Genomic DNA, 13,088 nt, shown 5'->3' on the forward strand with positions numbered 1-13,088 from the left:
TCAGAACTCAATTGCAAACTATAAAAATTTTAAAGATTGGAAGTTATTATGCGTAGCCATTATTGCGGCGAGGTAAATGAAACCCTCGAAGGTCAGTCAGTTTCTATTGTTGGCTGGATGCATCGTAGACGAGATCACGGTGGTGTCATTTTTATTGATTTACGGGACCGCGAAGGGTTAGTCCAGGTTGTTTGTAATCCTGAAGATGCTGAATGTTTTGCTCATGCTGAACGTGTAAGAAGTGAATATGTTCTGAAAATTGAGGGTATTGTTCAGCTCAGACCTGCCGGTAGTGATAATGCTGATTTGCGTAGCGGTAAGATTGAGATCATTGCTAAGAAACTTGAAATTCTCAATGCATCAGAAACACCTCCTTTCCCGTTGAATGAATTGCTGGACGTCAATGAAGATATTCGTCTGCGTTACCGTTATATCGATTTACGACGTCCTGAAATGCAACAACGCTTACGTTTTCGTTCACAGATTACCCGTCAGTTACGTAGCTATCTCGACTCAAACGGCTTTTTAGATATTGAAACGCCCATACTGACAAAAGCTACACCAGAAGGGGCCCGTGATTATCTCGTGCCGAGCCGTACTCATCAGGGTGAGTTCTTCGCGTTGCCGCAGTCTCCCCAACTTTTTAAGCAGTTATTGATGATGTCAGGTATGGACCGCTATTACCAAGTTGTCCGTTGTTTCCGTGATGAAGATTTACGTGCGGATCGTCAACCTGAATTCACTCAGATTGATATTGAAACTTCTTTTGTTGAAGAAGAAGATTTCATGAACATGATGGAAGAAATGATTCGCAGTCTTTTTGCTAATGTGCTGGAAGAAGCCTTACCGAATCCTTTCCCAAGAATGACCTATGCTGAAGCCATGGATCGTTTTGGTAGTGATAAACCTGATCTGCGCATTCCGCTGGAATTGGTTGATGTCAGTGATTTAATGGGCGAAGTCGATTTTAAAGTCTTCTCTGCACCCGCTAATGATCCACGCGGTCGTGTGGCAGCTTTGAAAGTACCAGGTGGTAATAACCTGAGTCGTAAAGAAATTGATGACTACACGAAATATGTCAGCATTTATGGTGCTAAAGGGCTGGCTTATATCAAGGTAAATGATGCTGAGGCGGGACGCGAAGGCTTGCAGTCTCCGATTCTGAAGTTTTTACCTGATGAAGTTGTTTCTGCCATCATGCAGCGCGTTTCTGCCGAAACTGGCGATTTGGTCTTCTTCGGCGCTGATAAAGCCACCATCGTTAACGAGTCTCTGGGTGCATTGCGTGTCAAACTGGGCCATGATCTTAGTATGGTTGAACGTGGCTGGAAACCTTTATGGGTCGTCGCATTCCCTATGTTTGAATGGGATGAAAAGTCAGAACGCTGGCATGCGCTACATCATCCGTTTACAGCACCACGCGAATCGGATCTGGCCTTGTTAGATTCTGACCCAGAAAAATGTCTGTCACGTGCATATGACATGGTCTTGAATGGTACAGAGCTGGGCGGTGGGTCAATGCGTATTCATAAGACCGATGTTCAGCAAAAAGTATTTGAATTACTGGGTATTGATGAAGAAGAAGCACAGGATAAATTTGGCTTCTTATTAAATGCACTGAAATATGGCTGTCCTCCGCATGGCGGGCTGGCATTTGGTTTGGATCGCTTGGTCATGCTGATGACCGGAGCGGCATCTATTCGTGATGTCATGGCGTTCCCAAAAACACAATCAGCCAGTTGTCTATTAACTGATGCCCCTAGCCCTATTGATGATACGTTATTGAAAGAGCTGAACATTAGATTGAGGAAAAATCCACAGGCTGAATAGTTATCTAGGAGATCTTATGGGTGAACAAAATAGTGATAAATCGTGTGCTGAAAAACATTATTGGGTTCATCCTGACGATCTCCCTTTGAGCTGTCCCATGCCTGATATGCCGGTGTGGAATGCACACCCTCGGGTATATCTCGATATAGAAACGAAAGGTGAAGTCGCTTGCCCTTACTGTGGGGCGTTATTCACGCTCACGGGTCAGAATAAATGAGTCAAATACATGTGGCTGTCGCCGTTATTGTGCAGCAAAAAGAAGTGCTTATTGCGCTGCGTAAGCCTGACCAGCATCAGGGTAATTTATGGGAATTCCCCGGCGGTAAAGTCGAGTCGGGCGAGACGGTCCAGCAGGCTCTGACGCGAGAAATCAAAGAAGAATTAGCTATCGATATTCTCCGTGCTGAACCGCTTATAGAGCACAGTCATGATTATGGCGATAAGTCAGTATTACTGGACGTCTGGTGGATAGATGCTTTTGATGGAACGCCAACAGGGCATGAAGGTCAAACCATTAAATGGGTTGATATTGCAGCCCTCGATTATTACGAATTTCCAGCAGCCAATAAAATTATTGTGACAGCAATACAACAGCAATTGAATACCACACAGGCAGTTTAGAATTATGAGTTTAGCAGAAGCCATTCCTCAATCTCTTCAGTCAAAAATTGACTCAATCATCGACAATGTGGCGCCAACACCCTGGCTTTCAGAAGAAGAAAAAGCGGATTATATTGAGAAAATCAAACACCTGCTAAAAGAAAAAAATGCCGTGATGATTGCCCATTATTATGTTGACGATGAGCTGCAGGCTTTGGCTGAACAGACTGGCGGCTATGTGTCTGACTCTCTGGATATGGCTAATTTTGGTGCTAAGCATCCAGCTGATACATTAGTTGTTTGTGGTGTTCGCTTTATGGGGGAAACGGCAAAAATACTGAGTCCGGAAAAGACCGTGATTATGCCGACACTGGAAGCAGAATGTTCACTTGATCTGGGCTGTCCAATAGACGCCTTTAGTGAATTTTGTGACCAGCACCCTGATCGTACTGTGGTGGTTTATGCCAATACCAGTGTTGAAGTAAAAGCGCGTGCTGACTGGATTGTGACATCCAGTAACGCCATTCAGATTATTGAATCCTTGAAAGCCGACGGTAAAAAAATTATATGGGGTCCTGACCGCCATCTGGGTCAATATATCAAGAATAAAACCGGTGCCGATATGTTGTTATGGCAAGGGCATTGTGTTGTTCATGATGAGTTTAAGCTGTATGAACTTGAACAGCTTATGAAAAAATATCCTGAGGCAGAGGTGTTAGTGCATCCTGAGTCACCTGAGGCGGTGATTGCCAAGGCAAACTTTGTGGGGTCAACTAAACAAATTATTGCCGCGGGTAAAGCCTCAAAAGCGGATACGTTGATTATTGCTACGGATTACGGCTTGTTTTATAAAATGAGTCAGGCTGTTCCAGGTAAACGTTTAATACCTGCGCCGACAGGTGGTAAAAGTGCTACGTGTAAAAGCTGTGCCCATTGTCCGTGGATGGCAATGAATACGCTTGTGAACTTACATAAGACATTGGTCGAGATGAATAATACGATTGAAGTCGATGAGGATGTTCGTCAAAAGGCACTGATTCCACTGAATCGAATGCTTAATTTTTCTTATGAACAAGGTATTTTGACTGCAGGTGATGCCTAAGGCTAGTGATAGTCTGAGTCATCATCATCCAGAGGGGTATTAACCGGAGGACCAGGAATTTTGTGTCCTTCAGAAGCCCATTCACCGAGGTCGATTAGCTTACAGCGTTCACTACAAAAGGGCTTCCAGATTTGATCTGCTTGCCAAGGAACTTGTTTACCACATTGTGGGCAGTTAACAATCGTTACCATGATTACATTGCACAACAGCTGAGTTTAAAGGGGATGCTTTCGAATGATTGTTGCGGTCGCTGTTGGATATCAAACAGCATAAAGCGCACAGTGAATCGATGTTTCCCACCACTGACTTCAGGAAAATAGGCTTTATCACGTGGAATTTCAACCCGAATAAGCTGGTAAGGCTGATTTGAATCCAGACTACGTTGATAGAAGCCTGCTTCTGCCACTTCATCTCTAAACCCAACACTGCCACGGATAAGACGTAAGCTTAATTCCACTGCATTTCTGACCGAGATAAATTCATTCATCCAAAGCTGAAGTTGTTCTGAACGTGTCTCAGCGACAGTATGTTGTAGCCAGAAGTGGTAAGAAGGTAAATCAAATTCACAGGTACCACCGGGAATGCTGGAGCGCTGGCGAATACTGTATAAAAACTCATTGTCTCTTAGCTGCTGACCTAAGCCTGATTTCTGGATATGCAAAGCATCCAGGCTTTGATCGAGATCCGAAAGTAACGCATCTAATGCCTGTCGGTCGACTCCTGGCGTATTCTCAAGCGCTGAAAGATTGGCAATCAAGCGTTCGATCTCTTTCATTAATTCTTGTTTCATATCGCTACGCTCAAATACACTGAGCATGCTCAATATCCCATCCAATGCATCGCGATGATGCATTTCGGATTGGCCCTTTAATGCAGAATCAACACGTTTAAATAGAAATTCTAACCTCAGAAAGGTCCGAATTCGTTCATTGAGTGGTTGTTCAAAAATTATCGAATCTGACACGGGTCTTTTTTTATAACGGTAAGTGAATGAGGTTATTGTCCATGACTCTATGCTGGCAAGCAACTTAATGTGATTGGTCAGCAAACTTTAAGAAGAGTTCATGTAATTTAGCCACTTGATGAGCCAATGAATCTTTTGAATCATTATTATTAATAATATCATCGGCATGTTGCAAGCGTACTGCGCGGTCACATTGGCTTTTGATCATGGCTATAGCGGTTTCAGTAGAGAGCTTATCACGGCTGATTAAGCGCTCTAACTGTACATCTTCACTGACATCAATAACGCAAACTCGATCGACTTCTCTATGCAGACCTACTTCGATTAACAGCGGCACAGATAAAATACAATAAGCTGATGTTGCATGCTCCGCCTCACTGAACAATTGCTGACGAATGACAGGATGTAATATGGCTTCAAGTTGTTGTTTAGCAGCAGCTTCACGAAATATGCGTTCGCGGAGATAACGACGATTAATTTCACCATTATCCAATAAAACGGACTCGCCGAAAGTCTCAACGACTTCGTTATAACAACTTGAATTTTTTACTAAAAGATTATGTGCAATCTTATCTGCATCAATTACATCAATCTGGTATTGGTCGTGAAAGAGATTAGTGACGGTCGATTTTCCACTGGCAACGCCACCAGTGAGGCCAACCTTAAATACCATTAAGCAAGTCCTGACCAATGAAGGTAAGTACTGTTAATCGTATCTCCCCACACAAGAGCTATCCAGCCGGCAATGGCAAGATAAGGCCCAAATGGAATAGGAATATCACGCTGATGCTGCTTTAGTAGAATGAGTGTGACACCGATGACCGCGCCAACAAAGGATGATAATAAAACAATCATCGGCAACGCTTGCCAGCCCATCCAGGCACCTAGAGCTGCAAGAAGCTTAAAATCACCGTAGCCCATACCTTCTTTACCTGTGACTAGTCTAAACAGGTGATAGATACTCCAAAGTGATAGATAGCCTGCCACAGCGCCAATAACACTACTATTAAGATCAGTGTAAACCGTACCTAAGTTAAAAATTAAGCCTAACCAGATGAGTGGAAGTGTAATTTTGTCAGGTAAGAGCTGATGATCGACATCAATAAACGTTAAAGCAAGCAGGGCCCAGCTAAGAAAAAGCCCGCCTATGGCACTCCAGTCAAAGCCAAACTGCCAAGCTATGGTGGCTGACATGCATGCTGATATAAGTTCGATAATGGGATAGCGTATAGATATCGGTGTTCGACACGCTTTACATTTACCACCTAATACTAAGTAGCTGATAACGGGAATATTTTCTAAAGCAGAGATGGCATGACCACAATGAGGACAAGCGGAGCGTGGTTTGGAAAGAGAGAACGCGGGTTCATGCTGACTGACTTCCCCAGTTATTTCTGCACACTGCTCGGCCCATTCGCGTTGCATAATAATAGGCAGACGATAAATAACGACATTCAGAAAACTACCAACCAGTAGGCCAAGTATACTGGCTACAACTATCCAGGCGACTGGCGATACTGCCAGATAATCAATAATGGGCATGGTTAAATAGCTGCACCGAGTTTAAATATAGGAAGATACATCGCAATAACCAGAGTGCCGACAATACCACCCAAAAACACCATGATGAGAGGCTCTAACAGAGCCGTCATATTATCGACAGCATCATCCACTTCACTTTCAAAGAATTCGGCAACTTTCGCCAACATAGCATCCAATGAGCCGGACTCTTCACCGATAGCGACCATTTGTACAACCATATTAGGGAATAATTCGACATCAATCATGGCTTTGTTCAATTGTGTGCCGGTAGCAACATCATCACGCATCACCAGTGTTGCTTGACCAAAAACCACATTACCGGTGGCGCCAGCAACTGAGGTCATCGCTTCTACCATGGGCACACCGGCTTTGAACATGGTTGAAAACGTTCTGGCAAAGCGGGCGATAGCGGCTTTACGCATGATCTCACCCACGACAGGAATTTTAAGTAACATCCTGTCGAGGAAATGTTGAACCTTGCGTGAACGCTTACGAGATTCCATCGCGGCATAGATGGCACCAATAATGATGCCAAAAATTAACCACCATTTTTCCTGGAAAACTTCGGATACTCGGATGACTAACTTTGTTAGACCAGGCAGATCAGCCCCAAAGCCTTTGAAAAGTGACTCGAATTGGGGAATAACAAAAATCATCAGGATGGCCGTCACAATAAAGGCCACGACGACAATTGAGGCAGGGTAAACAAGGGCTTTTTTAATTTTAGCTTTTAAGGCCTCCGTTTTCTCCTGATAGGCTGCAATTTCATGTAACAACGTTTCCAATGCACCAGATTGCTCACCGGCATTAATGAGGTTGACATATAAATCATCAAAATGATGAGGATATTTGGACAAGGATTCAGCCAGACTCGTGCCTGACTCGACATCAGCTTTAATGGCCAGAATCATTTCTTGCATACTACTGTTTTCGTGGCCTTCGCCGATAATTTGCAATGATTGCATTAGTGGCACACCTGAAGACATCATGGTGGCTAGCATTCGGCTGAATACAGCAATGTCAGACGGCTTGATTTTTGGTTTTCTTGGCGCGAATAGGTCTTTAGATTTTTTGCGTACTTTTAACGGCGTAATCCCTTGGCGACGCAGATCCATTTTAGCCTGATTCAGATTTTCAGCGTTGATCTGACCTTTAACTTTTCGGCCCTGTTTATTGGTTCCCTGCCAGAGAAAGATATCGGGTACTTTGACTTTTTTTGCTTTAGCCGCTTGTGCTTGTGCCACATCTTACTCCTTGATTACACGATTGACTTCTTCAAGACTGGTCAAGCCAGCTGCGACTTTTTTGAGTCCAGACTTACGAAGATCGTCAATGCCTTCTTTTTCAGCCTGATCCGCTAACTGGATTGCATTACCACCTTCCATAATGATGCGACCCATCGCCTCGGATACCGGCATGACCTGATAAATACCGACACGGCCTTTATAGCCTTCTGTACAACTATCGCACCCTACCGCTTTATAAACTGTGACACCGGCATCAATTTGAGCTTGTGTGAAACCTTCTGCTAACAGTGCTTCATCAGGAAGTGTTTCTGGGGCTTTACATTTTGAGCACAGTCTTCTCGCCAGACGTTGCGCAATGATGAGAGAGACGGCAGAAGCGATATTAAAGGCTGGTACACCCATGTTCATAAGGCGTGTTAATGACTGTGGTGCGTCATTAGTATGTAAAGTAGAAAACACCATGTGTCCGGTTTGTGCGGCTTTGATGGCAATTTCTGCCGTTTCCAGATCACGGATCTCACCGACCATGATGACATCAGGATCCTGACGTAAAAATGCACGTAAAGCTTCGGAAAAGGTGAGGCCGATGGCTGGATGAACATTAACCTGATTAATACCCGGTAAACTAATTTCAGCCGGATCTTCAGCGGTCGAGATATTACGATCACCAGTATTGAGGATATTTAATGCGGTATAAAGCGAGACGGTTTTACCACTACCGGTCGGACCTGTAACCAGTACCATGCCGTAGGGTTTATGCATGATTTCCAGAAACGTTTTCTTTTGATTTTCTTCGTAACCTAAAGCATCAATACCTAATTGAGCACTGGTCGGATCCAAGATACGCAAAACGATTTTTTCACCAAACAAAGTCGGGCAGGTGTTCACACGAAAATCGATAGCTTTATTTTTCGACATTTTGAGTCGCATCCGACCATCCTGTGGCACGCGACGTTCTGCGATATTTAAGCGTGATAAGACTTTCAAGCGCGCTGCGATGCGTCCACCCAGAGCGACAGGTGCTGTTTTCATTTCGTGAAGCATGCCATCGATACGCACCCGGACCCGGTATTTTTGTTCATAAGGTTCAAAGTGAATATCGGATGCGCCGGACTTGATAGCATTGGTGAGAATACCGTTTATAAAACGAACGACAGGGGTATCATCAATGTTTTTATCGTTGAGTTGATCCGCTTTGTCTGCATCTTCATCGGGACCAAGATCTATATCATCCAGTTCTTCATCATCGAAGTTATCTAATTTTTCATTGGTTTTATCCAGCGCTTTTTCGATAATGTTGGAGAGTTTTTGTTCATCAACCAACACCGGAAACGTGTTCATGGCCGTATTGAACTGGAATTCATCTAGTGCTTGTAAGTTTGTCGGGTCTGACACGGCAACATAGAGACGTTTACCACGTTGGAATAGAGGCAATGCGTTATGTTGACGGATTAACTTTTCCTGAATCAGTGACGTCGCAGCCAGATCCAGATTCATCGCATCAATATCGAAAAGCGGTACACCAAATTCCTGGGAGGCAATCGCCGCAATATCGGCACTGGCCAGAATTTTGTGATTAACCAGATATGTCACGAAAGGCTGCTTGGCTTCTTTGGCTGCAGACTGGGCATGCAGTGCTTGCTCTTCAGTTAAAAGACCTTCGTTAACTAGGCGTCGAGCGAGGCCACTGAGTCTCATGGGGGCTGCCATATTTGCCATGACTATTTGTGATTCCTTAACATAAGCTAATCTAGGAACACTAATAGTATGTAAGTTAAACGAGAAATTCTAGTTTTCAGATTTAAGACGAATCAGTCTGCAACGTTATATACTGCCGAATAAATTTTTTGAGGAAATAAAATGCGAGCAATTTCTTGCTGGACCAGACTGGCATTGCTGGTTTGCGTGCTGATGGCCGTGACTGGCTGTGGACAAAAAGGGGATCTCTACATGCCGGAAGGCCAGACAAATTTAATTGCGGCAGGGTAAGGTAGAAATGAGTTATTTTGATTATCAGGCGGGCACATTGCACGCAGAGAATGTGTCGGTTGATAAAATTGCAGAACAATATGGCACACCTGTTTATATCTACTCACGGTCCGCATTAGAGAATCACTGGCAAGCGTTTGATGATGCTTTTTCGGCTTACCCACACCTTGTCTGCTACGCAGTGAAAGCAAACTCTAATCTGGCAGTATTGAACGTGCTGGCTAAACGCGGTTCGGGGTTTGACATTGTTTCAATGGGCGAGTTGGCAAGAGTGATGGCCGCTGGCGGTGATCCGGCAAAAACCGTTTTTTCTGGTGTCGGTAAAACTGAGCAGGAAATCGAATATGCACTGCAACACGGCATACGTTGTTTTAACGTGGAGTCGATCCCTGAATTAGATCGTATTAATACTGTTGCAGGTCGATTAGGAAAAAAAGCGCCTGTTTCCATTCGCGTCAATCCCGATGTGGATGCGCAAACTCATCCATATATTTCGACAGGGCTGAAAGAGAACAAATTTGGTATCGCGATTGAGGATGCTCGTGAGGTGTATCGTTCTACTCAAAACATGCCAAATTTAGATGTAGTCGCGGTGGATTGTCATATCGGTTCTCAGCTGACCTCTGTAGCTCCTTTTGTGGATGCCTTGGAGCGTGTATTGACGCTGATAGATGAGCTGGCTGAAGATGGTATTCACATTGAACATCTCGATATCGGCGGTGGTTTAGGCATTCATTACCGTGATGAAACGCCTCCTACACCAGCTGAATACGCACAGGCACTGGCTCCGTTATTAAAAGACCGTGACCTGGAGATTCTCTTGGAGCCTGGACGTGCGATTGCTGGTAATGCAGGTATTTTACTAACAAAAGTCGAGTTCATTAAGCCAACGGAAGCCAAATGCTTTGCGATTGTGGATGCGGCAATGAATGATTTGTTACGCCCTGCACTCTACCAGTCATGGCAACAAATCCAAACCGTCAAGCAACATCCGAGCACGAAAGCGCTCAACTATGACATTGTCGGCCCTATCTGTGAAACCGGCGACTTTTTAGGTAAAGACCGTGAACTTGCTCTCGAGCAAGGTGATTTGTTAGCTATCCGCTCTGCAGGGGCGTATGGTTTTGCTATGAGTTCGAATTACAACTCTCGCCCAAGAGCAGCGGAGGTGATGGTTGAAGATGATAAAATTCATCTCGTCAGAGAGCGTGAGACTATCAATGACTTATTCGCCGGCGAGCACACGATACAGGCATAGATGATGTTGAAATTCAGCAAAATGCATGGCTTGGGCAATGATTTCATTGTGATTGATGCCATTCAGCAAAATGTACAACTGAGCACAGAGCAAATCCGCTTTATGGCGGATAGGCATTTTGGTATTGGTTGTGATCAGCTTTTGCTGGTTGAAAAATCCACATCGGCCGATGTGGATTTTCGTTACCGGATTTTTAATGCCGATGGTGGTGAAGTCTCGCAATGCGGGAATGGCGCACGTTGTTTTGCTCGCTATGTTCATGATCAGGGGTTGACCACTAAAGAAACAATTGCTGTGGAAACGGCATCAGGTGTGATTTACCCAACAATACAAGCTGACGGTAACGTTCGGGTCGATATGGGAAAACCGGCTTTTGCACCAGAAAAAGTGCCTTTTATGGCTGAATCTGAAGCAGTGACCTACCTCATAGATGTGCAGGGGTATGATAAAGTCGAAATTGCCAGTGTTTCGATGGGAAATCCACATGCGGTGATGCTGGTCGATGATGTCGAGACTGCTGCCGTAGAAAAAATAGGTCCTGTTATGGAGTCTCATGAACGTTTTCCGGAACGTGTTAATGTCGGCTTTATGCAATTAGTGAATTCAGAAACGATTCGGTTACGTGTTTTTGAACGCGGTTCAGGTGAAACAACAGCCTGTGGCACAGGGGCTTGTGCCGCCGTAGTAACAGGTATTCGCCGAGGTTTATTAGCCAGAGATGTAACTGTCTCTTTACCTGGAGGGCAGTTGCAGATTAGCTGGCCAGATGAAAATGCCTCTGTATGGATGACCGGCCCTGCAGAGCATGTATTTGACGGAGAAATTGCGTGGTCGACACTACAACAGATTTAACACTGGAACAGATTGAACAGTATTTAGAGGCACATCCTGATCTGTTTCTTGAGCAGCCTCATCTGCTGGAGTTGCTAAACCTGAACAGCTCTCCGGAAGGGACTATTTCTCTAGCCCAGAGACAGACCCATCGCTTACAAGAAAAAAACCAACAGCTTAATGAACAGCTTCATGCGCTGATTGATAATGCACACAGTAACGCAGCATTAGAAAAGCGTGTGCACAATCTTTGTTTAAGCATCATGGATGCTGTGGATTTGGCTGATCTCATCAACTTAATTCAGACAGAACTCAAGCATGAGTTTGCTGCAGATGAAGTGGCATTGAGACTGTTCTATCAGGGCCAGCGTAAACTTGATTTACCTCAACTTGAAGCCAATGTGTCACAGCTTCATGCCGATGATAAAAAGCTACGTATTTTTGACAATTTATTTACCAAACAAGAGCCCGTGTGTGGTCGCTTAACCAAGGCACAGAAAGGATTACTGTTTGATGAGCGGGCCGAAGAGATTAATTCTGTTGCGTGTTTGCCTTTAGGTCATCAACCTTGTGCTGGTTTATTAGCTATTGGTAGTGTCGATGCTAATCGTTTCCATGCGGATATGGCTACCGACTATCTGCGTTTCTTGGGTGAAGTATTTATGCGTGTTGTCAGACAATATACTCACCAACAGCATGCGCAGTGAGATAATTCACCCCGTTGATGACTTTCTGGACAATTTGTCACAACAGCGGCGCTTGTCAGAACATACGGTTAACAATTATCGTCGCGATTTACTGCAACTTGCAGACTATATCGAGCAACAAAATATCTCAGACTGGACGGTTCTTAAATCCAGTCAGCTCAGACAGTTCATCGCTTTTTTGCATCGTAAAGGCTTGTCTGGCAAAACCATTCAGCGCATGTTATCAGCGACGCGTTCTTTTTATCAGTTTCTGATTAAACGAGGCCTGGTTGACTTCAATCCAGCACAAGCAGTGCAAGCACCTAAAACAGAAAAACGCTTGCCATCTACACTGGATGTGGATCAGATGAATGCCTTACTAAATAACACACGCCCTGATACTTTTGTGGCTGCAAGAGACCGCGCCATGATGGAACTCTTTTATTCCTCCGGTCTGCGATTAGCTGAACTGGCTGCTCTTGAGTTACGAGATATCGATTTTGGTGATCATCTGGTGCATGTCACTGGTAAAGGAAATAAAGACCGGGTTTGTCCTTTTGGTGGCAAAGCTTTATCTGCATTACAAGATTGGCTGGATAAACGCGATCAACTCGGCTTTTTTGATCAACCAGCCGTTTTTATCACGCAACAAGGACGACGTTTAGGCGTGCGTTCTATCCAAAAACGACTGAGTTACTGGGGTAAAAAACAAGGTATTTCTGATCGTGTTCATCCTCATCGACTCAGGCATGCATTTGCATCGCATATGCTTGAAGCCAGTGGTGATTTACGTGCGGTGCAGGAGCTGTTGGGACATGCCGATATTAGTACGACTCAGATTTATACTCATGTGGATTTTCAGCATCTTGCTAAGGTGTATGATTCAGCGCATCCGCGAGCTAAAAAGCGCTCAGATTCATAAGCACGATCATTATTTATCATTTCAGTCTGACTTTATAAAAAACCAACTTAGCGCCTGTTGCTGACTAGCAATATCATTTTGAGTTAATTGCAGTCCATTCATTTAATTTGATTCGTG

General features: G+C 44.3%; 15 protein-coding genes. 9 read left to right on the top strand and 6 right to left on the bottom strand.

The genetic code is table 11. The features are described 5' to 3' along the window. Window positions 1-48 precede the first annotated feature (48 nt). The 4 genes from aspS to nadA are packed head-to-tail and all read left to right on the top strand — an operon-like array spanning window position 49 to window position 3,532. The gene (gene aspS, locus B3V56_RS11780) at window positions 49-1,830 is read left to right on the top strand and encodes an aspartate--tRNA ligase (protein ID WP_289281750.1); all 1,782 of its coding nucleotides are present in this window, start codon (window positions 49-51) and stop codon (window positions 1,828-1,830) included. Window positions 1,831-1,846: 16 nt separating this feature from the next. Then, complete coding sequence (locus tag B3V56_RS11785; protein ID WP_286305694.1) at window positions 1,847-2,047, top strand: zinc-finger domain-containing protein; 201 nt, start codon at window positions 1,847-1,849, stop codon at window positions 2,045-2,047. Beyond that, window positions 2,044-2,451, top strand: coding sequence for an 8-oxo-dGTP diphosphatase MutT (gene mutT / locus B3V56_RS11790; RefSeq protein ID WP_286305693.1), 408 nt, complete (start codon window positions 2,044-2,046; stop codon window positions 2,449-2,451). The genes B3V56_RS11785 and mutT overlap by 4 nt, the downstream gene beginning before the upstream one ends. Before the next feature lie 4 nt (window positions 2,452-2,455). Beyond that, on the top strand, window positions 2,456-3,532 hold the full coding sequence (gene nadA, locus B3V56_RS11795) for a quinolinate synthase NadA (protein ID WP_289281749.1): 1,077 nt from the start codon (window positions 2,456-2,458) through the stop codon (window positions 3,530-3,532). A gap of 2 nt (window positions 3,533-3,534) precedes the next feature. Here the strand turns inward: nadA and yacG are convergent, their stop codons facing one another. The 6 genes from yacG to pilB form a co-directional block, all read right to left on the bottom strand. Continuing rightward, window positions 3,535-3,723: a DNA gyrase inhibitor YacG gene (gene yacG, locus B3V56_RS11800; RefSeq protein ID WP_286305691.1), complete on the bottom strand. Its 189-nt coding sequence runs from the start codon at window positions 3,721-3,723 to the stop codon at window positions 3,535-3,537. Between the two features lie 2 nt (window positions 3,724-3,725). Continuing rightward, window positions 3,726-4,496 carry a cell division protein ZapD gene (gene zapD / locus B3V56_RS11805; RefSeq protein WP_286305689.1) on the bottom strand — a complete coding sequence of 257 codons (771 nt, stop codon included), beginning with the start codon at window positions 4,494-4,496 and terminating at the stop codon, window positions 3,726-3,728. Window positions 4,497-4,560: 64 nt separating this feature from the next. Beyond that, window positions 4,561-5,169, bottom strand: coding sequence for a dephospho-CoA kinase (gene coaE, locus B3V56_RS11810; protein WP_289281748.1), 609 nt, complete (start codon window positions 5,167-5,169; stop codon window positions 4,561-4,563). Beyond that, on the bottom strand, window positions 5,169-6,038 hold the full coding sequence (locus B3V56_RS11815; protein WP_289281747.1) for a prepilin peptidase: 870 nt from the start codon (window positions 6,036-6,038) through the stop codon (window positions 5,169-5,171). Before B3V56_RS11815 ends, coaE begins: the two co-directional genes overlap by 1 nt. Before the next feature lie 2 nt (window positions 6,039-6,040). After that, a complete protein-coding gene (locus tag B3V56_RS11820; protein WP_289281746.1) occupies window positions 6,041-7,282 on the bottom strand; it encodes a type II secretion system F family protein in 1,242 nt (413 codons plus the stop codon). A 3-nt stretch (window positions 7,283-7,285) separates the two neighbouring features. Next, window positions 7,286-9,004, bottom strand: coding sequence for a type IV-A pilus assembly ATPase PilB (gene pilB / locus B3V56_RS11825; RefSeq protein WP_289281745.1), 1,719 nt, complete (start codon window positions 9,002-9,004; stop codon window positions 7,286-7,288). 141 nt (window positions 9,005-9,145) lie between these two features. Between pilB and lptM the strand changes: the two genes are divergently transcribed. Genes lptM through xerC form a run of 5 tightly spaced genes read left to right on the top strand, consistent with a single transcriptional unit; the run spans window position 9,146 to window position 12,971 of the window. After that, entirely contained in the window at window positions 9,146-9,274 is a 129-nt protein-coding gene (lptM, locus tag B3V56_RS11830) for an LPS translocon maturation chaperone LptM (RefSeq protein WP_286305684.1), read from the top strand. A 7-nt stretch (window positions 9,275-9,281) separates the two neighbouring features. After that, the gene (gene lysA / locus B3V56_RS11835) at window positions 9,282-10,532 is read left to right on the top strand and encodes a diaminopimelate decarboxylase (RefSeq protein ID WP_289281744.1); all 1,251 of its coding nucleotides are present in this window, start codon (window positions 9,282-9,284) and stop codon (window positions 10,530-10,532) included. A 3-nt stretch (window positions 10,533-10,535) separates the two neighbouring features. Next, window positions 10,536-11,384, top strand: a complete 849-nt coding sequence (gene dapF / locus B3V56_RS11840; RefSeq protein WP_339608362.1) for a diaminopimelate epimerase — start codon at window positions 10,536-10,538, stop codon at window positions 11,382-11,384. Next, window positions 11,360-12,070 carry a DUF484 family protein gene (locus B3V56_RS11845; protein WP_289281743.1) on the top strand — a complete coding sequence of 237 codons (711 nt, stop codon included), beginning with the start codon at window positions 11,360-11,362 and terminating at the stop codon, window positions 12,068-12,070. Before dapF ends, B3V56_RS11845 begins: the two co-directional genes overlap by 25 nt. Further along, window positions 12,060-12,971: a tyrosine recombinase XerC gene (xerC, locus tag B3V56_RS11850; RefSeq protein ID WP_289281756.1), complete on the top strand. Its 912-nt coding sequence runs from the start codon at window positions 12,060-12,062 to the stop codon at window positions 12,969-12,971. The genes B3V56_RS11845 and xerC overlap by 11 nt, the downstream gene beginning before the upstream one ends. The last annotated feature ends 117 nt before the right edge of the window (window positions 12,972-13,088 follow it).

Source organism: Methylophaga sp. UBA2513 (assembly GCF_002341285.1).
Taxonomy (GTDB): Bacteria; Pseudomonadota; Gammaproteobacteria; order Nitrosococcales; family Methylophagaceae; genus Methylophaga; species Methylophaga marina.